This window comes from Paracoccaceae bacterium, from assembly GCA_033344815.1.
In the GTDB taxonomy this organism is placed as follows: Bacteria; Pseudomonadota; Alphaproteobacteria; order Rhodobacterales; family Rhodobacteraceae; genus Roseobacter.
Window position 1 is genome coordinate 1308462 of the sequence record JAWPMR010000001.1, and the last position, 21172, is coordinate 1329633.

A 21172-nucleotide genomic window follows, 5' to 3' on the forward strand; every position below is an offset into this window, starting at 1 on the left:
CGGTCAGTCCCGACGCCGCCCATCTGTATGTTTGCGCAGCTTTGAGGGTGGTGCTTTCTTGCGACCCTTATAGGGATTGGCATCGTTCTGCCCGCGCATCCACAACCGGATCGGCGTGCCCGGCATATCGAAATCGACGCGCAATCCGTTGACCAGATAGCGACTGTAGCTTTCCGGCACCTTTTCCGGGTGTGAGCACATCACCACGAATCCCGGCGGCCGGGTTTTGGCTTGCGTCATATAGCGCAGCTTGATCCGCTTGCCTTGCGGTGCGGGCGGCGGATGCGCCTCGACCATTCCCGCAAGCCACCGGTTCAGTTGGGCCGTGGTAACCCGGCGGTTCCAGACCTCATAGGCACGCATGATGGCTTCTTGCAAACGATCTAGCCCCCGCCCGGTCTTGGCCGACACAGTGATCAGAGGCGCGCCCCGCAACTGCGGCAACAGACGCTCAAAACTCTCCTTCAGCTCCTTGAGTTTGCCCTGACGGTCCGCTTCAATGTCCCATTTGTTTACGGCAATGATAACGGCCCGGCCCTCGCGTTCCGCCAAATCCGCAATGCGCAGATCCTGTTGTTCAAAAGGAATCTCCGCATCCAACAAAACGACGACGACTTCGGCGAACTTCACCGCGCGCAAGCCATCCCCAACCGATAGCTTTTCCAGCTTTTCCTGAACCTTCGCCTTTTTGCGCATGCCCGCGGTGTCAAAAATGCGCATCGGGACCGGCTCGCCCTTTGGCCCCGCCCAGTCCGTGCGCAGAGAAATCGCATCCCGCGTGATCCCGGCCTCGGGGCCCGTCAGCAAGCGGTCCTCGCCCAAAATCTGATTGATCAGCGTTGATTTACCGGCATTCGGGCGCCCGACCACAGCCACCTGCAGGGGCTTTTTATCGGTGGGCATTGGAATGGCGGCTTCCATGTCACCATCTTCTTCATCCAGTGTCACATCCGTTTCGGGGGCATCCTCAGCGGCGCGTTCCGCGTATTGATCCGCCAGCGGCATGAGGTGCGTGTAAAGATCGTTCAAGCCTTCTCCGTGCTCCGCAGACAAGCGGATCGGCTCTCCCAGACCCAGCGAATAGGCCTCAATCACCCCTGCATCAGCGGCAGATCCTTCGCCTTTGTTGGCGGCCAGAATCACATGGGCGGAACGTTTGCGCAGGATATCGGCAAACACCAGATCCGATGGGGTAATCCCGACCCGTGCATCCACCATGAAAAGACAGATATCGGCCATATCAACAGCGCGTTCTGTCAGACGGCGCATGCGGCCCTGAAGGCTGTCATCGGTCACCTCTTCGAGGCCGGCGGTGTCAATCACTGTAAAACGCAGGTCAGCCAAACGCGCGGCACCCTCGCGCAAATCCCGCGTAACGCCCGGTTGATCATCCACCAGCGCCAGGCGCTTGCCCACCAGACGGTTGAACAGCGTGGATTTCCCCACATTTGGGCGCCCTACAATGGCGAGCGTGAAAGACATGACCGAGGCTCCGACATCCGGATTAAAAACGCGCTGTACCCTACATGGCGGTCAACGGAAAGCGTGCAATTGCCCTTTTGTGGAGACAACGTAGAGAACACCGCCAGCCACCACAGGAGCGCTTGTCGCGCCATCTGGGATCTCGATTGACCCCAAAAGTGCGCCCGAAGCCGGATCAAAACTGCGCAGCAAGCCATCATTTGAAGCAATATAAATCCGACCGCCTGCGAGAATTGGTCCGTGATGCGCCACAACCTCGGAACGGCGTTTGGGTTTTTCCTTCACAAAGTTTGGCAGCTGCGTACCCCAGATTCGCACCCCGTCAGAAGCTTTTATGCGTAAAAGCTCTCCCAATTCGGAGATGACAAATATGCTGTCGCCCACTGGAAGGACGCGGCCAACAGCCCCCTCCCGCGAGGTCCACACGCGTGCGCCCGACGCAAAATCAAGTGCAACGATGCGTCCCGCCTGGTTTCCAATATAGACCCGATTGCCCGACACAACAGGAGAACCTGTTACATCCCCGACCGCGCCCAGCGCGCGTGCCGAACGTTTGCCCAGGGCCGATGCATCCCAGCGGCGCAACCCACCCCGGCGAAAAACGGCCTGAACCTCACCCGATCCAAACGCAAAAATCGCCAGATCATCCGACACAACAGGCGCTGGCGCCCCCAAAACATTGTTGAAATCCTCAGAGGCCGTAAGTTGCCATTCGATTCGGCCATCTTCGGCCCGCAGCGCCCATCCGGTATCGTCGCCGGAGGTCGTGTAAACCAGATCGCCAAAGACCGTGGGGCTTCCTGAACCGGTACCTTCGAGACGTTGACGCCATTTTTCGCCTCCGGTGGAGGCATCCAGCGCGACCAGAGACCCATACCCAAGCGATACAAACAAGGTTCCATCCTTGAACGCCAGCCCGCCCCCGGTGGCGGTCCCCGAATCGTCACGCAAAGGTTTGGTGTCTTGCTGCCATATGGTTTGACCTGACGTGGATGTCGCAGTTACCAGGGCGTCCGCATCCAAAGTATAGACAACGCCGCCCGCGACAACAGGGTCCGCGGTGATCCGTTGTCGACGGCTGTCGCCCGCGCCAATGTTAGCGGACCAGATGAGTTGTGGTGCGGCGCTGAGCGCAGCATGACCAACACGGGTCGACGGGGTTCCAATGCTCTGCGTCCAATTCGCGTTGGATTGAACCGACGGCAACGAGATGGGCTGTGCCCGATCTGCCGGCACCTCAACGGCGGCTGGCGCGTCCTCGCTTTGTACGACAGAGCGAATGTCTTCGCGTTTGCCCGGCAAAATGATGTCCGGCTCAGAACACGCCGACAAAAATACCGCCACCGCCACCGCCGCGAAGGGGAAAGGCCTGCGCACAGATGTCTTTCGAAATTGCATCATGACCTGCCTGTACTTCCCCTCTTACACCCGATACCCAAAACAATCCCAGACCCGCAGGTCAGTTTCCTGCTACTGGCAAGTTTTCCAGATCTGGCGTGCCTCCGAGCGCCACAATCACCTGTAAGGCGCGCTGTTGCAAGTCCGAGGTCACGGCGGCGTCCTGAAGAATGCTCTGATAGCGTTCTATGGCGGCCGCATCGTCACCGCCCGCAACATCCATCAAAGCCAACTGTTCGACCGCGAGCAAGCGCAAAGGCGATCCAGCCAAGGCCAAAGCTTCGTAACCCTGCCGGCGCGTTGCCGAATCCAAAGTTCCCGCCTGCAGGGTCAGGGACTTGAAGCTCGCGATCTGACGATAGATCTCGGGAACATCCCCGTCGGTGGCGACAGCGTCGAGTTGGGCCGCTGCGTCCTCAGCCTCACCTGCTTGCTGGGCCTGAGCCGCAGTCAGCATCGCCACCAGTGCCTGCGCAGTGGGGTTTTCGACACTCAAATCGGCCAAGGCCACCGTGCGCGTCTCCGCGTCATCGCTTGCCAACGCGGTCAGCATGGCATCCCCAAGTGCTTCCGCCTGCGCTCTGGTCAGTGATTTCTGGTACTCAGACCACGCAGCGCCGCCAACTATCAGAACCACGACAAGGCCACCGATCCATCCGTACTTCTTTAACAGGCCAAATAGCCTGTCGCGTCGGACTTCTTCATTCACTTCTTCAATAAAACTATCGGTGTCGCTCATGGCTACCTGCTGGTTTGCAATTGCGCCCCTCTTAGCGTGCTCCTCGCAGCAAGCCAAGAGGCGCGATTAATTGCATTGCAGCGAACCATTGCGCAGGCCGAAAGAAACTCATAAACTGAACTGGTCAGTTTAGCTTTCGTGTCGTACAAACCACCTAAGCTCGAACGCGCGAATTGTAGCTGCAGTTGGCACAGACAAAAAAAGGTTGAGGCGAAACTTATGCGGTTCTTTTCAATCATTGCTGCCCTTTTGGTATCAGCAGTATTGGCTTTGTTTATTCTGGATCGTCCCCGCCTATTCGCGATTTTTGGCGGCGACTCCGCCGTGACCGAAAATGCGACAGACTCTGAAATCGACGAGGCTGGCGACATAGACACAGCGTCGCTGGTCAAAGTCGTTGTTCAGAAATCCAGAGCGCGGCAGATAGATACCGCTGTCGTGTTGCGCGGCCAAACTGAAGCGGCGCGTACTGTAGGCGTCCGAGCCGAGACCTCTGCGACAGTGATTTCTGACCCGCTGCGCAAGGGGACCAGAGTGCAGACAGGGCAGGTCCTATGCCAGCTCGACGAGGGAACACGCGGTACAGGGTTGGCCCAAGCCCGGGCTCAACTGGAAGAAGCCCGCGCCCGTGTGCCAGAAGCAGAGGCCCGTTTGGATCAATCTCTGGCACAGCTGGATGAGGCAGAGATCAACCAAAACGCCTCAAACAAACTCAGCGCGGGCGGTTTTGCCTCGACCACACGCGTCGCCAATTCAGACGCAGCCGTCGCCACGGCACAAGCCGGTGTTGAGAGCGCGCGCGCAGGACTTCAGGCCAGCCAGTCCGGCATTCAAAGCGCTCAAGCCGCTGTAGCGACCGCAGAAAAGGAAATCGAACGCCTGACCATCAAAGCCCCGTTTGGGGGCCTTTTGGAAAGCGACACTGCCGAATTGGGTACCTTGCTACAACCGGGATCGCTCTGCGGTACAATCATACAGCTGAATCCGATCAAGCTGGTGGCCTTTGTGCCGGAAACCGAAGTGGCCCGTGTCTCGCTTGGCGCGATGGCTTCTGCCCGGCTCGTTGCGGGCAGTGGTGCGCTGACCGGAGGGCCGGAGGCGCGCAGCAGTGCAGTGCGCGGCGCAGTCACTTTCCTGTCGAGTTCTGCCGATCCGACGACCCGCACGTTCCGCGTCGAAATTGAAGTTCCGAACAGCGAAAACAAAATTCGAGATGGGCAGACCGCCGAAATCATGATCGCCGCAGAAGGTGCAACCGCTCATTTGCTGCCGCAATCTGCACTGACCCTGAACGATGAAGGTACGTTGGGCGTGCGCACCGTTGATGCCAATGCGATTGTTGAATTCCATCCCGTCGCCCTGATACGCGATTCCGTTGACGGGGTTTGGCTGACTGGCCTGGCCGATACGGCGGACGTTATCGTTCTCGGTCAGGAATATGTGATCGCCGGGGTGCGTGTTGCCCCGACATTCAGGGAACTCAGCCAATGACCGGGATTGTCGATTGGGCCGCCAACCGGGCGCGGATGGTGGTTGCCTTTATCCTGCTATCCCTTGTTGTGGGCGGTTATGCTTACACCACCCTGCCCAAGGAAGGCGAACCGGACATAGAAATTCCGGCACTGTTTGTTTCTGTTGCCTTCCCCGGCATCTCAGCGGCCGATAGCGAAACGCTGCTGATCAAACCGATGGAAACGGAACTTGTCGATCTGGACGGCCTCAAGGACATGTCCGCCACGGCTGCCGAGAGTTACGCGGGCGTGGCGCTGGAGTTTGAGTTCGGTTGGGATAAAACCAAAGTGCTCGCGGATGTGCGTGACGCGATGAGCAAGGCGCAAGCTGATTTCCCGGATGGCGCCGAACAATATACCATCAATGAAATCAATTTCTCTGAATTTCCGATCATCATTGTCAATCTCACCGGTCCGGTACCGGAACGTACAATGGTGCGGGTTGCCAAGGACTTGCAAGACGATCTTGAAGCCGTAGATGCCATTTTGGAGGCAGGAATCGCTGGCAGCCGAGACGAGATGCTGGAGGTCCTGATCGATCCGTTGCGCTTGGAAGCCTATAATGTCACGGCTGCTGATCTGATCAATACTGTTCGCAACAATAACCAGTTGATCGCAGCAGGCGAAGTGGACACGGCGCAGGGTTCATTTGCGGTAAAAATCCCATCCTCGTTTGATGATCCGCGTGATGTTTACAACCTGCCTGTTAAGACAAATGGCGACCGCGTTGTGACGCTGGGCGATCTGGCCGAAATCAATCCTACTTTTGAAGATCGCGTTGGAACTGCCCGTTTTAATGGCGAAAACTCCGTGGCGTTACAAGTCGTCAAGCGCAAGGGCTTCAACCTCATCGACACTGCTGCCATCGTCAAGGAACTGGTGGCCGAACAGTCCCAGACATGGCCCGAAGGACTGCAGGCCGCCGTAGAAGTTGGCACCTCCAATGATCAGTCGCGCATCGTCAATGGCATGGTGCAACAGCTTCTCGGCTCTGTCTTTACCGCCATCGCGCTGGTGATGATTGTTGTCCTGGCAGCGCTGGGTATTCGAGCTGCCTTGCTGGTGGGTTTTGCAATCCCGACCTCGTTTTTATTGTGCTTTGCGTTCCTCGCCGTCATGGGCATTTCCATTTCCAATATCGTGATGTTCGGTCTGATCCTTGCCGTTGGCATGCTTGTCGACGGGGCCATTGTGGTGGTGGAATACGCCGACAAGCGCCAACAAGAAGGCGAAGGCCCGATGCGCGCCTACGTCGAGGCCGCCAAGCGCATGTTCTGGCCGATCATTTCCTCTACCGCGACCACGCTCTGCGCCTTTTTGCCGATGCTCTTCTGGCCCGGTGTTCCGGGTGAATTCATGGGCATGCTGCCGGTCACGCTGATCTTTGTGCTGTCTGCCTCTCTGGTTGTGGCGCTGATTTATCTGCCTGTGATGGGCGGGGTCACGGGTCGCCTGGAACGCTGGATGGCCGATTACATGACCGCAATCGCCGGATTGCGCTGGTATCTGCACGTTGCCCTGTTCCCGATCGCCGCTGTGATGATGGCGATGTCCGGTCTGATGAGTCCGATCTTTGCCGCAATTGGCGCGCGTTTTGCCATCATGGACAGCCTGAATCTTCTGGGCTCTGTCATCCCCACGCTGTTTGTGGTCTTCCTGTTCATTCTGGTGGCGGCAGCTAGCCTTTTCGTGGCGCTTGGAGGGTTTATGCTGGGGCTGGTGTCAGTCTTTGCAATTCTGACCCGCATGGGCCGCAGAGGACGATGGCTCGCCAGCCGCCTGTTTCGGGCTGAACCTCAAAGCATCCGCTCTGGGTATCAACGCTCCGCTTTTGGCCATGTCATCGCGGCCATTGCCGGGAACCCGGTGATGCCATTGGTGGTTGCTGGAACCGTCTTCATATTTGTCGGTACCGTGTTGATGTTCTTCACCAATAACAACAATGGCGTTGAATTCTTTGTGGAATCAGAACCCGAGCAAGGCATCGTCTATGTGCTGGCGCGCGGCAACCTCAGCCTTGAAGAGAAAGACGCCCTCGTTCGTCAGGCCGAAGACATCGTGCTGGGTCATCCCGGCGTCATCAACGCATTCTCATTTGCCGGTGAAGGCGGTTTGAACACTGATACGGGCGGCGGCACGGCACCCAAGGATATGATCGGCCAGGTTCAGTTTGAAACAATCCCCTGGGAAGACCGCGCAGATCAGCCCGAACTGGACGGCGACATCGTCATTGCCGAGTTGACCGAGCAGCTTGAAGCACTGCCCGGTGTTAAAATCGAAATCCTCGCACAAGCACGCGGGCCAGCGTCGGGCAAACCCGTGCATCTGAGGTTAAAATCAGACAGTTTCCCGGATTTGATCGACGCGGCCACCCTCGCGCGCGCCGAGTTTGATCGCACCCCCGGCCTGACCCTTATTGAGGACACGCGCCCCCTGCCCGGCATTGACTGGCAGATCGACGTGGATGTTGAAAAAGCCGGACGATACGGCGCAGATGTCGCCACAGTGGGCGCGATGGTACAACTGGTCACACGCGGTCTTTGGTTGGATACGATGCGCGTGGATACATCAGATGAAGAGATCGACATCCGCGTGCGCCTTCCCGAAAAGGACCGCGTGCTATCCACGCTCGATACGTTGAAGGTCCGCACCCAGGATGGTTTGATTCCCCTGTCAAACTTCATCATCCGCACGCCCGTGCCAAAGCTGGCGGAAATCAACCGGATCGAACAGAAACGATATTTCGATGTCAAAGCGGATGTTGCACCGGGCCTGATGAAAGTAGTCGAAACCCGGCGGGTAGATGGCGTCGATGTGAATGAAACGCTGGCTGTTCTGCGACCCGCCGGGGCGGACGGCGATATGACTGCTCTTGATGGGTCAGCGTTCAAGATTACGGATCGCTTGGATGATGGCGTGGCAGATTTGCAGGATGGCGTAAGTGGAGGTGATTTGCGCCTTATCCCTGTCAACGCAAATGAGCGCATTGGCGTTTTGTCGGAATGGCTGGAAACGAACCCGCTGCCAGCAGGTGTCGAGTTTGAATGGACCGGCGACCAAGAAGAACAGGCTGAAAGTCAGGCTTTTCTGTCATCTGCTTTCACCGCCGCCTTGGGCTTGATGTTCATTATTCTGCTGGCGCAGTTCAACAGCTTTTACAACGCGATCCTCGTACTTTTGGCTGTTGTTTTGTCGACCACGGGCGTACTTATCGGTATGCTGGTGATGGGTCAGACCTTCTCGATCATCATGACCGGCACGGGGATCGTCGCGCTTGCAGGGATTGTGGTGAACAACAATATCATCCTGATCGACACGTATCAGGAATACAGCCAATATATGCCACGGATCGAGGCGATCATTCGCACCGCACAAGCACGCATTCGCCCTGTATTGCTCACCACCATTACGACCATGGCGGGCCTTGCGCCGATGATGTTTGGGCTGAGTCTGAATTTTGCCGATGGCGGTTATACCATCAACAGCCCCACAGCCTTGTGGTGGAAACAACTGGCCACAGCCGTCGTATTTGGTCTTGGGATTGCGACGGTACTGACCTTGATGGTGACCCCATCGATGTTGGCCATAAGAGTATGGGCCTCAACCTATTTACAGTGGATTGCGACGCTCCTGGCCAAGATGTCGATGGGGCGGGCTTCGCGTGCCGCGCGTGATTGGGCGCTCCAGAAAGATGCGCGCAATGTGATTTCCGGTGAGATTCTTTGGGACGACCCCTCATTCCCGAGCGCGACACCTGAAACGACAGGAGCCTTGAAAGCGGCAGAATAATGCGCGAACACAGCGTTGTGATGTGCGCGCACCCGTCAATTCGCTAATGTGCCCAAGAATTTTGAAACAGGAATGCGCAATGATCAGATCACTCACTCTCAACCTCGCTCTTGGCACAGCTCTTCTCTCCGCACCGGCACTGGCAGACGACATGATCACAATAACTAGTCCACATTCTGTCTCTGAGACCATCGACAGGCTGGAACAAGCTGTGCAGGGCGCTGGCGCCACTGTTTTTGCACGTGTTGACCACGCCGCTGGCGCCGCAAAGATTGATGCGGAATTGCGACCGACACAGCTGTTGATCTTCGGCAACCCGAAAATTGGAACGCCCGCGATGCAAGCGGCGCAAACCATGGGCTTGGATTTACCTTTGCGGGTGCTGGCGTATGAAAATGAAAGTGGCGAGACCGTCGTAGTCTATCATGCTCCGGCGGCTGTGGCAGATGCCCATGGCGTGGAAACATCTGCTCCGTTTGTTCAAACCATGACGGGCGCGCTCAACAAACTGACTGCCAAAGCGACTTCAACCGAGTGATCCGGGTGGCCTGAAGCCCACCCTACGCCGTAAACCGTCAGGTGGGTTCTCAGGCCACAGTTGCTGCGCTTTCGTCGGACTGCTGGCGCAACCACAATTGGGCATAGCGCCCTTCATTAGCTAACAGGGCCTCATGTGTCCCTTGTTCGACCACGTCTCCCTGCTCCAGAACGACAATCCGGTCTGCTTCTGCGATTGTGGAAAGCCGATGGGCAATGGTGAGCACCGTACGACCCCGTCCGGCTTGCATCAGCGCTTCCTTGATATCCTGCTCTGTTTCGGAGTCCAGAGCCGAGGTGGCTTCGTCCAACAGCAAAATAGGTGGGTCCTTCAGCAAGGTGCGCGCGATCCCGACGCGTTGCTTTTCGCCACCTGAAAGCTTGAGACCGCGTTCACCAACAGCCGTGTCATACCCATCGGGCAAACTCTGAATGAAGTCATGAATCTGCGCAGCTTTTGCAGCGGCCTCAATTTCATCCTGCGTCGCATCACCGCGCCCATACCCGATGTTATACCGAATTGTATCGTTAAACAGCACGGTGTCCTGTGGCACCACACCGATGGCTGCGTGCAAACTGTCTTGTGTGACATCCCGAATATCCTGACCATCAATCCGCAAAGCGCCTTTGCCCACATCATAAAAGCGAAACAGCAAGCGCCCAATCGTGGACTTCCCCGACCCCGTAGAACCCACAATTGCAACCATTTCGCCCGGTTCCGCAGTAATCGATACCCCCTTGAGAATGGCGCGTTCCGGATCGTATCCAAACTCGACGTTATCAAGCTCAATGCGACCGCCCTCCACAGCAAGCGTTTTCGCATCCTGTTTATCAGTGACTTCCTGGGGCTGCTCCAACAGATCGAACATCTCGCCCATGTCCACAAGCGCCTGCCGGATTTCGCGGTATACAGTACCCAGGAAATTTAATGGTACGGTGATCTGCACCATATAGGCGTTGACCATCACGAAATCGCCAACGGTGAGCGACCCGTTCTGTACACCAATGGCCGCCATCACCATCACGCCAATCAACCCGGCCGTGATCAGCAATGATTGACCAAAATTCAAAAACGCGAGGCTGTAATTGGTTTTGATCGCCGCCGCCTCGTAACCCTCCATCGCGGCATCATAACGGCGCGCTTCACGTTCCTCGGCGCCGAAGTACTTGACCGTCTCATAATTCAAAAGGCTGTCTATGGCCTTCTGGTTGGCGTCGGTATCCTGGTCATTCATTTCGCGACGCAACTTCACGCGCCATTCCGTTACGGCAAAGGTGAACCAAATATACAAGGCGATCGTTCCGGCAACGATCAACAGATAGTAGATATCAAAAACCAGAGCCAAAATGATACCCACCATCACCAGTTCCAGCATCAAAGGTCCGATCGAAAACAGCAAAAACCGTAGTAGAAAATCGACGCCTTTCACGCCGCGCTCAATGATGCGGCTTAGCCCCCCGGTCTTACGCGAAATGTGATACCGCATGGACAACCGGTGAATGTGTTGGAATGTTTCCAGGGCGAGCATACGAAGCGCGCGCTGTCCCACCCGCGCGAAAACCGCATCACGCAACTGCTGGAAACCGACGGTCATCAGGCGTGCTACACCGTAGGCGATGGTCAGGCCAATCGCCCCGAGCGCAAGCATTGGCACCCCTTCTTCGGCCAAAGCATCCACGGCTCCTTTGTAAAAGAAGGGTGTGGTTACTGAAATAACCTTGGCAAAAATGAGCAATGCCATGGCACCGAGTACCCTGCGGCGAACCCACGCAAGATCTGCTGGCCAAAGATAGGGGGCTACTTTGCGAATAGTGCGCAGTCCAGAGCGGCGTTCTTCGGCGTCGGTTGGTTGTGACCCTTGCGCCGTTTTGGCGTCGGGCGTCGCAGTGGTGTCGGTCGGCATGAAATGTCCCGCTTGCGTTAGAAGCGTTACCTAATTCACTCCCCACCCTATTGCCAGCCCCGCAGGGTATTATTCCGTTCTCAAGGCAGTGCGACCCGCTTTCGGATCTTAAAAACGGTAACTTGGAGGAGATCTGTTACTCAATAGGGAGATCGAATACCTGACCGGGGTAGATTAGGTTCGGATCTCGTATGGCATCACTATTGGCTTCAAAAACCCGCACAAAAAGCAGCCCTTCCCCATAGCGCTCCCGCGCAATTGCCCACAACGTGTCACCGGTTTGCACGGTCACTGCTTGCACCAGGCCATCCTGTCCGGCGATCGCTTGCGCCAAGACAGACGGTGCTTCGCGCCTGAAAGGGGTTTCCACCCGGCTTGTGACGTCACCTGCTGCATTTACCTCGTCCACACGCAAGGTGTATATGCCGGTGTCCACGTCCGGTACGGTGCCCCGCCACGTACCATCCGCGTCGACCTGCAGTGAGGACACGAAACGGTTGTCCAAATACAAGCGCGCTTCGAAGCTTCCAAGCGTGGCGCGCCCTGACAGTTCCACTTCCCCCTGGGCGCTATACCCAATGGTGTCAATGCCAATGCTGACGGTTGGTGGCGCGTCTGTTTGCAACAGCGTGACGCCTTCTTGGGTAGACTTCAAAACCGCGATAGGCTGTTGCGATGGCTCCTCGGACGTGGCTGGAGCCTGGTCCGGATTTATGGGTTGCGATCCAACGTCCACAGCGAAGTCATTCGTGGCTTCTGGTGACACATCGTCCGGCAGATCGCCCGGTCCGTCTGAGGATACGTCCTCCAAAGCTTCGGAAACCAGTGCTCTTGGCCTCGGCGCTGGCGTGGTGACGTCGGACGACAATGCAAGCACATCATCGACCGGCGGCGGTGGCGTCCCTTGGGGTTGTCGTCCAACCTGTGTGTTTTCTGGGTCCGGGTCATTGCCGCCAGTTTCGTCTGGCACGATGCGCGCCAACCGGTCATCCTTGCGCTTTTCTTCCTCGACACCGTCAGCAGGTCCAACGGATCCCGCATCGGTTTCATCGGTGGTTTTCAACTCTTCGGCTGTCGGATCGACCTGCGCCAGTTGCCTTGCGACCGGCGCCAAAATCACATCTTCCGTCGACGCAATTGTCACCCCCGCAGCCTCTGCCTGAAGCGTTAGAATCCGCGCGCCCTCATCGCGCCCGACAAAAGCCACTGCAGCAAAAAAACCGCGTGCATCCGCTTGTGTCGTGGCAACCTCGGTCCCATCGATCAAGACCGAAACGGTAGCGCCAGGTTCAGCACGACCCCCGATCACTGCCAACCCGTCATCCTCCAGTCGCACCTCGCTGATGCTCGGCGTGATAGGTGGGGGAGATTTGGCTTCCTCTTGAGTTGCAACTGCCGCAGTGTCCGCCTCTGTCTGCCCTTCGGCTTGCGCAGCAGGTTCGCCAGAGCGGTCCACTGTCTCTGACGCAGGAGCCAGAACCGCTGACAAATCCTCTTGGCTGGGCGTGTTTTGCGAACGGATGGTGATGTAGGTACCCATCCCCATCAAACCCGCGACGATCAGGCCAGCCATCAGCAATCCTGTGCCACCGGGCTTGGTGATCGAGCCATCTTCTCGCATAACCGTTTCTTCTTTCTATCAAAACACATGTCACGAGCAGAGCGACAAGCGTTGAGCCTACATAACAACTGCTCTATCACCGGTCAAAACATGCACTGTCACATTTCCTTTAATAACAACTGCAAGGGATGACCACATGAGACCGAAGTCCGTCTGCGTTTACTGCGGCGCGCGCACTGGCGGCGATCCCGCCTACATGCGCGACGCAGAGTCGATTGGTACCATGCTGGCCGAGGAAGGCTGGCGCCTGGTCTATGGCGCGGGCGATGTGGGTTTGATGGGGGCGGTAGCGCGTACGGCACAAAAGACCGGCGGCACGACATTCGGTGTGATCCCTCAGCACCTTGTGGCTTGGGAAGTCGGAAAGACAGATCTGACAACCTATGTGGTCACTGAAACGATGCATGAACGCAAAAAGGTCATGTTCATGAATTGTGACGCAGTGGTTGTTTTGCCCGGTGGCGCAGGCTCGCTTGATGAACTGTTTGAAGTCTTGACATGGCGCCAGCTGGGCTTGCATGATAAACCTGTTTTTCTTGTTAATACAAATGGTTACTGGGCTCCCCTCATGGCTCTCCTGCGCCATGTAACCGATCACGGGTTTGCTGCTGAAACGCTGCATGACTACTACAGCGTTGTGCCTGACAGCGCCGCTGCACGCGCGGCGTTGCGCACGGTTTTATCCTGACGCAAAGCGGAAGGAAGAGGGCGCCTGCGCTGCGTCCTGATCAAACTAAAACGGTTACATGCTGAGGTGCGACGGGTTCTGCCCACATCAAAACCGCATGGTCAAAATACCGCGCCAGATTGATCCATTGGAGCCGCCTCAGCGGTATATTCCACACTTTCGGATCGCGAAGATGACCCGGGTACATGCCAGATTTGCCTTTGGACCTGCAAGGATTATTAATCCTGAAACATGCAGATCTTCCGCAAAGACAGGCCGCCTGCTGTGATAGGTTTGCAACATAATAGTCGCTGCACCAGCAACAAGAGACGGCTATTCAGCGGGAGCAAAGATGATTTCCTGCGGATACACTTTTTTTTCGACTAAAAAAGTCCGAATAACAGCACAACATTCTGGTAAAATACTGTGCCAAACCTGATCGGCACGTGGCACATAGCAAGTACCACGCGCCCAACTGATTTCCGACATCAGGCTGCCAACTTTTAGCCGATAGATATTACGCAGGCAGATTGAAAGAACGCTGTTGGATGAGACCCGTGTCATTCGCTGGGTTTGAACAGATCAAACACACAGAACTCAATTCGGCGCGATGATTGATGATGCCACTGCAAGCAAGATGCGCGATTCCGGCCCGGTTTCCGACCTGGATCCCATCGCACAACCGGCGTTGCACTATCAGAAAAACCCGCGGCAAGAACAGGCCGTCACCTGATGCATTTCGCCAACCTACGGCAACAGCTTGCAAGAGATCGGCAAACCGCCAGTCCCTATGACCCGGTCGGTCGTCATGTGATATGCCTACACCAAGCTGACTTGCGGTCTTGGAAGCGGAGACCGACAAACAAAAAGGCCCCACCAGATGGTGAGGCCTTTCATCACAAAAATTGCGGTCGATTACATACGCGATGCGACGTTTTCCCAATTCACCAGATTGTTGAGGAAGTTCTCAAGATAGGCAGGGCGCTTGTTGCGGAAATCGATGTAGTAGGAGTGCTCCCACACATCACACCCCAAAAGCGCCGTCTGACCAAAGCAGACCGGGTTCACGCCGTTTTCCGTCTTGGTCACTTTGAGGCTGCCATCCGTATCCTTGACCAGCCACGCCCAACCCGAGCCAAACTGACCCGCGCCTGCTGCGGAAAAGTCAGCCTTGAATTGATCGACCGATCCAAAACTCTCGACGATTGCTTTTTCAAGCTCTCCCGGCATCGCGCTCGCGCCGGGCCCCATCATTTCCCAGAACTGATTGTGGTTCCAAAGCTGGCTGATGTTGTTGAAGATGCCGTTTTGCGCCACGGCTGAACTGTCATAGGTGCCTTTGATGATCTCTTCGAGAGATTTGCCATCCCACTCGGTGCCCTCAATCGCCTTGTTGCCATTGGTCACATAGGCGTTGTGGTGCAGGTCATGGTGGAACTCCATGGTTTCTGCGGACATGCCATGCGCCGCAAGCGCGTCGTGGGCGTAGGGAAGATCAGGAAGTGAAAAAGCCATGGTGGGCCCCCTTGTTATTTCAGTTGGGTATATTGCACATGAAGCGCACGCTCGCCTGAGTTCAAGTCCTATCGGAGTAAAAACGCCCGTATCCGGCTATTTTCCGACCCGCGTGGTCTTTGGTTGCAGGCCCGAGCCGTCGCAACAGCCGCCTTGGTCGGCAATAGGCCGATGTTCAACCGCAGAGCGTTCGCTTTCCGCCATGGCTGTGTTGCTACTCAACCCGTAGTTTGCACTGACCCCTGCCAGAAAAGCTGCGGCGGTGCCCGGGCAGATTGCCGCGAACCCTGATTTGATTGGAAGGTTTCGAGATCACCGCAGAGTATTCGGCATCGGGCAGCAGGATCTCGCGGTCCTTCGCCTGCAGCAGGCCACCGGTCAAACGCCAGTCCAGTTTGATATCGCGCTCCGTGGTGGTCAGACGCGATGCTTTCAGCGTGCTACGCCGATAATTCAGTATAACCCCATCGGACACCACAGCGGAGCCATCCTGGAGCAGGACAATCCCGATCTTATTCGAAATCCAGAAGGCGTTCCGCTCAGAGCGTGTCATATCGCAGTCATAAAACACCCCACCGGTTGTCTGCGCGGCAGCGCCGCCCGAAAAGTTCGCCATCAGAGCAATCGCGGTGCAGACCGCGGCCAGACAATGCGACAACCTGAACTTGCGTGTCATCGCCCGCGTCTCAGCCTGCGATCTTGCAGCGGCCTTCACCGCGTGCGTCATTGTCATAACCGCCGACCCTCGCTTCCATAGTGTAGCTCTTGGCGACGTGGTTGAGATCCGCACGGTAGGTGACATTCAAGGCGCCAGCCTGAGTCGGCACGTTTATGACACGCCAGTCGATGCGATAGACCTTGTCGGAACGTTTGGTCAGTTTACCCTCGATTGGCGCTCCGACAGTGCCCTGAACGACGCCGTCTAGCACCCGCACGATTGCTTTTTCCGTATCAATGAAAAACACCACACGGGGTCCGATGAAACCTTTGCTGGAGTTATAAGATGCGCTGCAGTCGTAAATCACTTCGGCGGCGGTCGCAGCTGTAGCGGCACCGGCAAGCGCCAAAAGTGCAGCCCAAAATGTCTTTTTCATAAAAATTTACCCCTTAAACCCAAGTGATAACAGCGGGCAGTTCGACCTTTCGCAAAGCCATGTCCAATAGGGACTACTGTCGTTGAATTGGCGGGGAGGTCAACGCTCTATCAGCGGGATCCTAGTAACAATTCAACTCTGAACCCAACTGCGCGGAAACAATAAGAAGATCATAGACATATTGTGCTTGGCTGCGGAAACAGATGACCTGAAACGTTTCTTCATTAGGCATCCAAAAGGCGGCAGGTACTTGCGCCATACGCGTGCGGCGAAACATGCCCGGTCCGAAAGCAGCACCCGACAAATCGACCGGACAGATCTTGGCCATGACTTCACGCGCGAAAGGACCCTGCACGCTGAACAAAGCACGTGCATCCGAAACGTTAACCGCAAGAGCATGCGCATCGCCCAAAGCTGCGTTCATTGCGTCTAATCGCGTAGCGACCTCAGCGTAGGGGCATAAAACCAACAACTCGTCCGGGCTCATCCAGAAAATACCCTCATTTGCGCCGCAGCTTGCGTGACCGGGCGCGGGTATATCGACAGCCGCTGCGCGAGTGGCCGCGTCTTTAACCACCGCGGAAGAAAGATCGCCGCGCAAAGTGATCATGCCCTGCAACGGAACTTCACTGATTGTCGCGATACCTGCATCAGAATGCGCGCCATTGAGGGCGGTGATGGCTTCAGACATTCCCCTTCTCCCCTTCTTTGTCATAAAAAACCGGATCGACAATGCGCGCCTTGAAGGTTGCTCCTTCAGTGCCCGGGAATTCGATCACCTCGCCCATACGATCCGGCCCGTTCAGAACAAGCCCCATGGCGATACCCTTGCCCAAGTTGGGCGAATAGTAGCTCGAGGTCACCCGCCCGATAGTATTTTTCTGACCGTTAGCGTTTTCGCCGGTTCCTATGGCATAGGCCCCATCCGGCAAAACTGCGCCGGAAAGGGTTTCTAACCCCACCAGTTTCCAGCGTGCTGAATCGGTCATATGCGAACGTTCATGGGCACGCTTGCCCAGAAAATCCTCTTTCTTTTTCGACAGCGCCCAGTGCAGGCCAAGGTCCTGCGGGATCACGGTGCCATCGGTTTCATCCCCGATCATGATAAAGCCTTTTTCTGCGCGCAGAATGTGCAAGGCTTCGGTGCCATAGGGCATCACACCTAAATCCGCGCCGACCTCCATCAACGCATCCCAAAACGCCTGACCCTGCCCCGCGTCCACCGCGATTTCATAGCTCAACTCGCCAGAAAATGAGATGCGGTAGACCCGGCATTTGAACCCACCCAGAACGCCATCCGTCCATTCCATGAACCCCAGCGCGTCTTTGGACACATCCATACCACCGAGTTTTTCCAGCGCTTTGCGCGCATTAGGTCCGACAACGGCGATCTGAGCATATTGTTCGGTGACATTGGCTACATAGACCTGCCAGTCCCACCATTCGGTTTGCAGCCATTCCTCCATGTGCGCATGGATCCGTTCAGCACCCCCTGTAGTCGTATGGCACAGGAACGTATCGTCATCGATCCGCGCTACAACACCATCGTCCATCAGGAACCCGTTTTCCGAACACATCAAACCATAACGGCATTTGCCCGGTTTGAGCGTAGACATCATGTTCGTGTAGAGCATGTCGAGGAATTTGCCCACATCCGGACCCTTCACCACCAGCTTGCCCAGCGTCGAGGCGTCCAGCAGCCCAAGGTTTTCGCGCGCGTTTTTGGTTTCGCGCATGACCGCATCATTCACGCTCTCGCCGTTGCGCTGATACGCGTAGGGACGACGCCAGTGCCCGACCGGTTCCCAATGAGCACCATGCGTTTCATGCCAATCATGCATCGGCGTACGGCGCAATGGTTGGAATATATCGCCCCGTGCTTCGCCCCCAATCGACCCCATGGAAATCGGTGTGTATGGCGGGCGGAACGTTGTCGTACCCACCTGCGGAATGGTGGTGTTGAGCGACCCGGCCAACGTCGCGAGACCATTGATGTTGCTCAGTTTACCCTGATCCGTCGCCATACCCAGCGTCGTATACCGCTTGGCATGCTCGACGCTTTCAAAACCTTCCTGAGCGGCAAGTTGCACATCGGACACCTTGACGTCGTTTTGATAATCAAGCCAGGCTTTGCTGCGTAATTCGATGCTGGCACCTTGTGGCATCAACCAAACGGGGGCCATCGCGGCCTCTGCGGGACTGTCTGCGACAGGGCATTGAGCTTGCTTTACTTTGAACCCCGCGGCTGAGGCCGCGAGCCTGCCTGCCTGATCGCCATCACCGAGAATATCGCCTAAGCGCAAACCGCCATTTGCTGCCCCTGCCGCCGTCACGAAGGGTTGCCCATCCGCACCGGTCGGCGCTTTGTCCACATCCGGACGGAAATGGGCCTGTTGCGCGTCCCACACCAGCTTGCCACCGCAATGAGACCATAGATGTACGACAGGTGACCACCCACCGGACATCGCGACAGCATCACATGCGATCTCTTCGAGAACCGCGCCCTGCCCGGCTTGACTGCATACCGCAATGCCAATGACGCGTTTGCCGCCTTTGATCTTGGCGATGCCATGGCCCATCATGACCCGAATACCGAGTGCCTTGGCCTGCTCCATCGCCGGGCTGTCCTCGCTTGCAGGGCGCGCATCAAGGATTACCGGTACATCGAGACCCGCGTCTTTCAGGGCGAAAGCCGTCAAATACGCATCATCATTGTTGGTTACAACCACGGTCCGGTCCCCGGTAGAGACGCCATAGTTCACCAGATAGTCGCGCATTGCGGAGGCCAGCATCACTCCAGGAATATCGTTTCCAGCAAAGGACAAAGGCCGTTCAATCGCACCGGTTGCAGTCACAATGTGTTTTGCACGGATGCGCCATAACCGGTGGCGAGGACCGGATTTTTCCGGCGCGTGATCGCGCAGTTGTTCATAACCCAGAACGTATCCATGATCATAAATCCCCGCGCCCATCATACGCTTGCGCAGTGTTACATTGGGCATCGCCTCAAGTTCAGAAACGATTTGCTCCACAAAGCCTTCCACAGGCGCGCCGTCGATGGTGCCGCCATCAACAGGGGCCCGCCCGCCCCAATGCGCGGTTTGCTCGACCAGCAGAACTTTCGCGCCGGATTGCGCCGCGGTTTTGGCCGCTTGCAAACCCGCTACTCCACCACCGATGATCATCACGTCGCAGAAGAAATAGAAGTGCTCATAAGTATCCACATCACGCGCCTTAGGTGCGCGACCCAGACCAGCGGATTGCCGGATGATCGGCTCGTAGACGTACTTCCAGAACGGACGCGGATGGATGAACATTTTGTAATAAAAGCCGGCGGGCAAAAAGCGACTGAGATGCGTGTTGATCGCGCCCACGTCAAATTCAAGGCTGGGCCAGTGATTTTGGCTGGTTGCCGACAACCCATCAAAGAGTTCGGTGGTCGTGACACGCTGGTTTGGCTCGAATGTGCCCTCAGCCCCGAGGTTGACCAGCCCGTTGGGCTCTTCCGCGCCGGATGCAACCACACCGCGCGGACGATGATATTTGAACGAACGCCCGATCAGCATCTGGTCATTGGCCAGAAGTGCCGACGCCAGCGTGTCGCCCTCAAAGCCGCGCAAACGCTTACCGTTGAAGCTGAAATTCACCGCATTTTGCTTGTTGAGCAGGCGGCCCCCTGTGGACAAACGGGTACTCATAGCTCGGCCTTTACCAGAAGTGGGAATTCGGGGCGTCGCCCGTGGAAACAATTGTGAGTAAACGAAAACCTGAAAGGCGTCATGAAAAGCCCCTCCAGGTCCAACCCGGGCGCGCTTCGCTGATCAGGTCACATAGCTCTTTGGGCGGCTCCAGAGTCTGCGCCGAATAGGTGCCGAATACCTGCAATGTGGTTGTGCAGCGCGCCGCATGAAACCACTTGCCGCACCCATAAACGTGGCGCCAGCGTTCAAAATGCACCCCTCGCGGGTTTTCACGCATGAACAGATAAGCCTCAAAATCATCCTCGGATGCGCCCGGGCCAAACCGTTTCAGGTGCGCTTCGCCGCCGCCATGAAATTCGGTTTCTTCTGCGGTCACGCCGCAAACAGGACAGGTCAGGGTCAGCATGGCAAAGCTCCGACGTTCGGCGCACGGCACGACAAAAAGGCGGGCGTCAAGAGACGCCCGCCGACTGCGGTTCGCATTTTCAAGTTGGTGTTATTCTGCGACAGCCGGTGCTGGATCAACCGGAGCGGCAGGCGCAGATTCGATTGCTGCGGGTTGTGCAGCACCGTCAGGATCAGTGGGGACAGTGCCTGTTCCAAGCACTGCCAGCAGGAAGACAAACGCGCCGATAACCAAAAGCGCGATAAAGATGCCTTTACCACTGACGCCGTCATTGTGGGTTGTATAGTCAGCCATATCTGTGTCTCCTTGTTACGGGACACCAAATTGGCGGCTTGTGCTGTGATCGCAATATCGGCGGAAATCCCCGGTCGTTTTGGGCGCACGTGAGCCGGATGCGCGCCTTCATGGTGGCCAAATCGTGCCGAACTGACATTTTTTTGTGTTTGCCGAGGGACGCTGTTTTCACAATTGTGAAAAAATCTGGTGTTCTGCGCCGGACATACTTCGTCGTCGCCATACGTGATTATTTTCGCTAAACTTGTAAAAGCAAAGGAAAAGGAGACCCCAGAATGAGCAAGGAAATGATGGCCGTTTTGGCCTTTGGCGTCATCGCCGCCGTTGCAATAGTCATGCTGATCGTGGAACGGCGTGGTATTGCTGCCCGCAAAGCGGCACGCGGCGGACGAGAGGTGGATGTCAGCTCCCTGATCGCCTTTGGCTCGGCGGCGGGCGAGGCACAGAAAACGAAGACACCCGAATAAATGCGTTCCCCAACGCGCTTGTTTGCCAGCCTTTTGGCGATTTGAAT

Annotated in this window: 19 protein-coding genes; 6 read left to right on the top strand and 13 right to left on the bottom strand. The window is 56.6% G+C overall.

What is annotated here, in order from left to right:
• Nucleotides 1-3: 3 nt before the first annotated feature.
• The 3 genes from der to R8G34_06155 all read right to left on the bottom strand — a co-directional run bounded on the left by der (nucleotide 4) and on the right by R8G34_06155 (nucleotide 3619).
• Nucleotides 4-1482 (bottom strand): ribosome biogenesis GTPase Der, encoded by a 1479-nt coding sequence (gene der / locus R8G34_06145; GenBank protein ID MDW3222459.1) that lies wholly within the window; start codon nucleotides 1480-1482, stop codon nucleotides 4-6.
• Between the two features lie 51 nt (nucleotides 1483-1533).
• Nucleotides 1534-2880, bottom strand: coding sequence for a PQQ-binding-like beta-propeller repeat protein (locus tag R8G34_06150; protein ID MDW3222460.1), 1347 nt, complete (start codon nucleotides 2878-2880; stop codon nucleotides 1534-1536).
• A gap of 61 nt (nucleotides 2881-2941) precedes the next feature.
• The gene (locus R8G34_06155) at nucleotides 2942-3619 is read right to left on the bottom strand and encodes a tetratricopeptide repeat protein (protein MDW3222461.1); all 678 of its coding nucleotides are present in this window, start codon (nucleotides 3617-3619) and stop codon (nucleotides 2942-2944) included.
• 219 nt (nucleotides 3620-3838) lie between these two features.
• Between R8G34_06155 and R8G34_06160 the strand changes: the two genes are divergently transcribed.
• The 3 genes from R8G34_06160 to R8G34_06170 all read left to right on the top strand — a co-directional run bounded on the left by R8G34_06160 (nucleotide 3839) and on the right by R8G34_06170 (nucleotide 9457).
• Nucleotides 3839-5110, top strand: a complete 1272-nt coding sequence (locus R8G34_06160; GenBank protein ID MDW3222462.1) for an efflux RND transporter periplasmic adaptor subunit — start codon at nucleotides 3839-3841, stop codon at nucleotides 5108-5110.
• Nucleotides 5107-8919: an efflux RND transporter permease subunit gene (locus tag R8G34_06165; GenBank protein ID MDW3222463.1), complete on the top strand. Its 3813-nt coding sequence runs from the start codon at nucleotides 5107-5109 to the stop codon at nucleotides 8917-8919. Before R8G34_06160 ends, R8G34_06165 begins: the two co-directional genes overlap by 4 nt.
• A 79-nt stretch (nucleotides 8920-8998) precedes the next feature.
• On the top strand, nucleotides 8999-9457 hold the full coding sequence (locus tag R8G34_06170; protein MDW3222464.1) for a DUF302 domain-containing protein: 459 nt from the start codon (nucleotides 8999-9001) through the stop codon (nucleotides 9455-9457).
• A 49-nt stretch (nucleotides 9458-9506) separates the two neighbouring features.
• Here the strand turns inward: R8G34_06170 and R8G34_06175 are convergent, their stop codons facing one another.
• Together R8G34_06175 and R8G34_06180 are read right to left on the bottom strand one after the other, a co-directional pair.
• Entirely contained in the window at nucleotides 9507-11360 is a 1854-nt protein-coding gene (locus R8G34_06175) for an ABC transporter ATP-binding protein/permease (protein ID MDW3222465.1), read from the bottom strand.
• A gap of 136 nt (nucleotides 11361-11496) precedes the next feature.
• Nucleotides 11497-12981, bottom strand: coding sequence for a LysM peptidoglycan-binding domain-containing protein (locus tag R8G34_06180; protein ID MDW3222466.1), 1485 nt, complete (start codon nucleotides 12979-12981; stop codon nucleotides 11497-11499).
• Between the two features lie 136 nt (nucleotides 12982-13117).
• Between R8G34_06180 and R8G34_06185 the strand changes: the two genes are divergently transcribed.
• A complete protein-coding gene (locus tag R8G34_06185; GenBank protein MDW3222467.1) occupies nucleotides 13118-13669 on the top strand; it encodes a TIGR00730 family Rossman fold protein in 552 nt (183 codons plus the stop codon).
• Nucleotides 13670-13981: 312 nt separating this feature from the next.
• Here R8G34_06185 and R8G34_06190 read toward each other — a convergent pair whose 3' ends face one another.
• On the bottom strand, nucleotides 13982-14212 hold the full coding sequence (locus R8G34_06190) for a hypothetical protein (protein MDW3222468.1): 231 nt from the start codon (nucleotides 14210-14212) through the stop codon (nucleotides 13982-13984).
• A gap of 46 nt (nucleotides 14213-14258) precedes the next feature.
• Here R8G34_06190 and R8G34_06195 point away from each other — a divergent pair, with 46 nt between their 5' ends.
• On the top strand, nucleotides 14259-14381 hold the full coding sequence (locus tag R8G34_06195; protein ID MDW3222469.1) for a hypothetical protein: 123 nt from the start codon (nucleotides 14259-14261) through the stop codon (nucleotides 14379-14381).
• 182 nt (nucleotides 14382-14563) lie between these two features.
• Here R8G34_06195 and R8G34_06200 read toward each other — a convergent pair whose 3' ends face one another.
• From R8G34_06200 to R8G34_06230, 7 genes are all read right to left on the bottom strand, one after another.
• Nucleotides 14564-15163: a superoxide dismutase gene (locus tag R8G34_06200; GenBank protein ID MDW3222470.1), complete on the bottom strand. Its 600-nt coding sequence runs from the start codon at nucleotides 15161-15163 to the stop codon at nucleotides 14564-14566.
• A 214-nt stretch (nucleotides 15164-15377) separates the two neighbouring features.
• Nucleotides 15378-15896 carry a hypothetical protein gene (locus tag R8G34_06205; protein ID MDW3222471.1) on the bottom strand — a complete coding sequence of 173 codons (519 nt, stop codon included), beginning with the start codon at nucleotides 15894-15896 and terminating at the stop codon, nucleotides 15378-15380.
• Nucleotides 15850-16257: a hypothetical protein gene (locus R8G34_06210; GenBank protein MDW3222472.1), complete on the bottom strand. Its 408-nt coding sequence runs from the start codon at nucleotides 16255-16257 to the stop codon at nucleotides 15850-15852. Before R8G34_06210 ends, R8G34_06205 begins: the two co-directional genes overlap by 47 nt.
• Before the next feature lie 121 nt (nucleotides 16258-16378).
• Entirely contained in the window at nucleotides 16379-16948 is a 570-nt protein-coding gene (locus tag R8G34_06215) for a sarcosine oxidase subunit gamma family protein (protein MDW3222473.1), read from the bottom strand.
• Complete coding sequence (locus tag R8G34_06220) at nucleotides 16941-19955, bottom strand: sarcosine oxidase subunit alpha family protein (protein MDW3222474.1); 3015 nt, start codon at nucleotides 19953-19955, stop codon at nucleotides 16941-16943. Before R8G34_06220 ends, R8G34_06215 begins: the two co-directional genes overlap by 8 nt.
• 79 nt (nucleotides 19956-20034) lie before the next feature.
• The gene (locus tag R8G34_06225; protein ID MDW3222475.1) at nucleotides 20035-20364 is read right to left on the bottom strand and encodes a sarcosine oxidase subunit delta; all 330 of its coding nucleotides are present in this window, start codon (nucleotides 20362-20364) and stop codon (nucleotides 20035-20037) included.
• Between the two features lie 90 nt (nucleotides 20365-20454).
• The gene (locus R8G34_06230; GenBank protein MDW3222476.1) at nucleotides 20455-20658 is read right to left on the bottom strand and encodes a hypothetical protein; all 204 of its coding nucleotides are present in this window, start codon (nucleotides 20656-20658) and stop codon (nucleotides 20455-20457) included.
• Nucleotides 20659-20933: 275 nt separating this feature from the next.
• Here R8G34_06230 and R8G34_06235 point away from each other — a divergent pair, with 275 nt between their 5' ends.
• Complete coding sequence (locus R8G34_06235; protein MDW3222477.1) at nucleotides 20934-21125, top strand: hypothetical protein; 192 nt, start codon at nucleotides 20934-20936, stop codon at nucleotides 21123-21125.
• The last annotated feature ends 47 nt before the right edge of the window (nucleotides 21126-21172 follow it).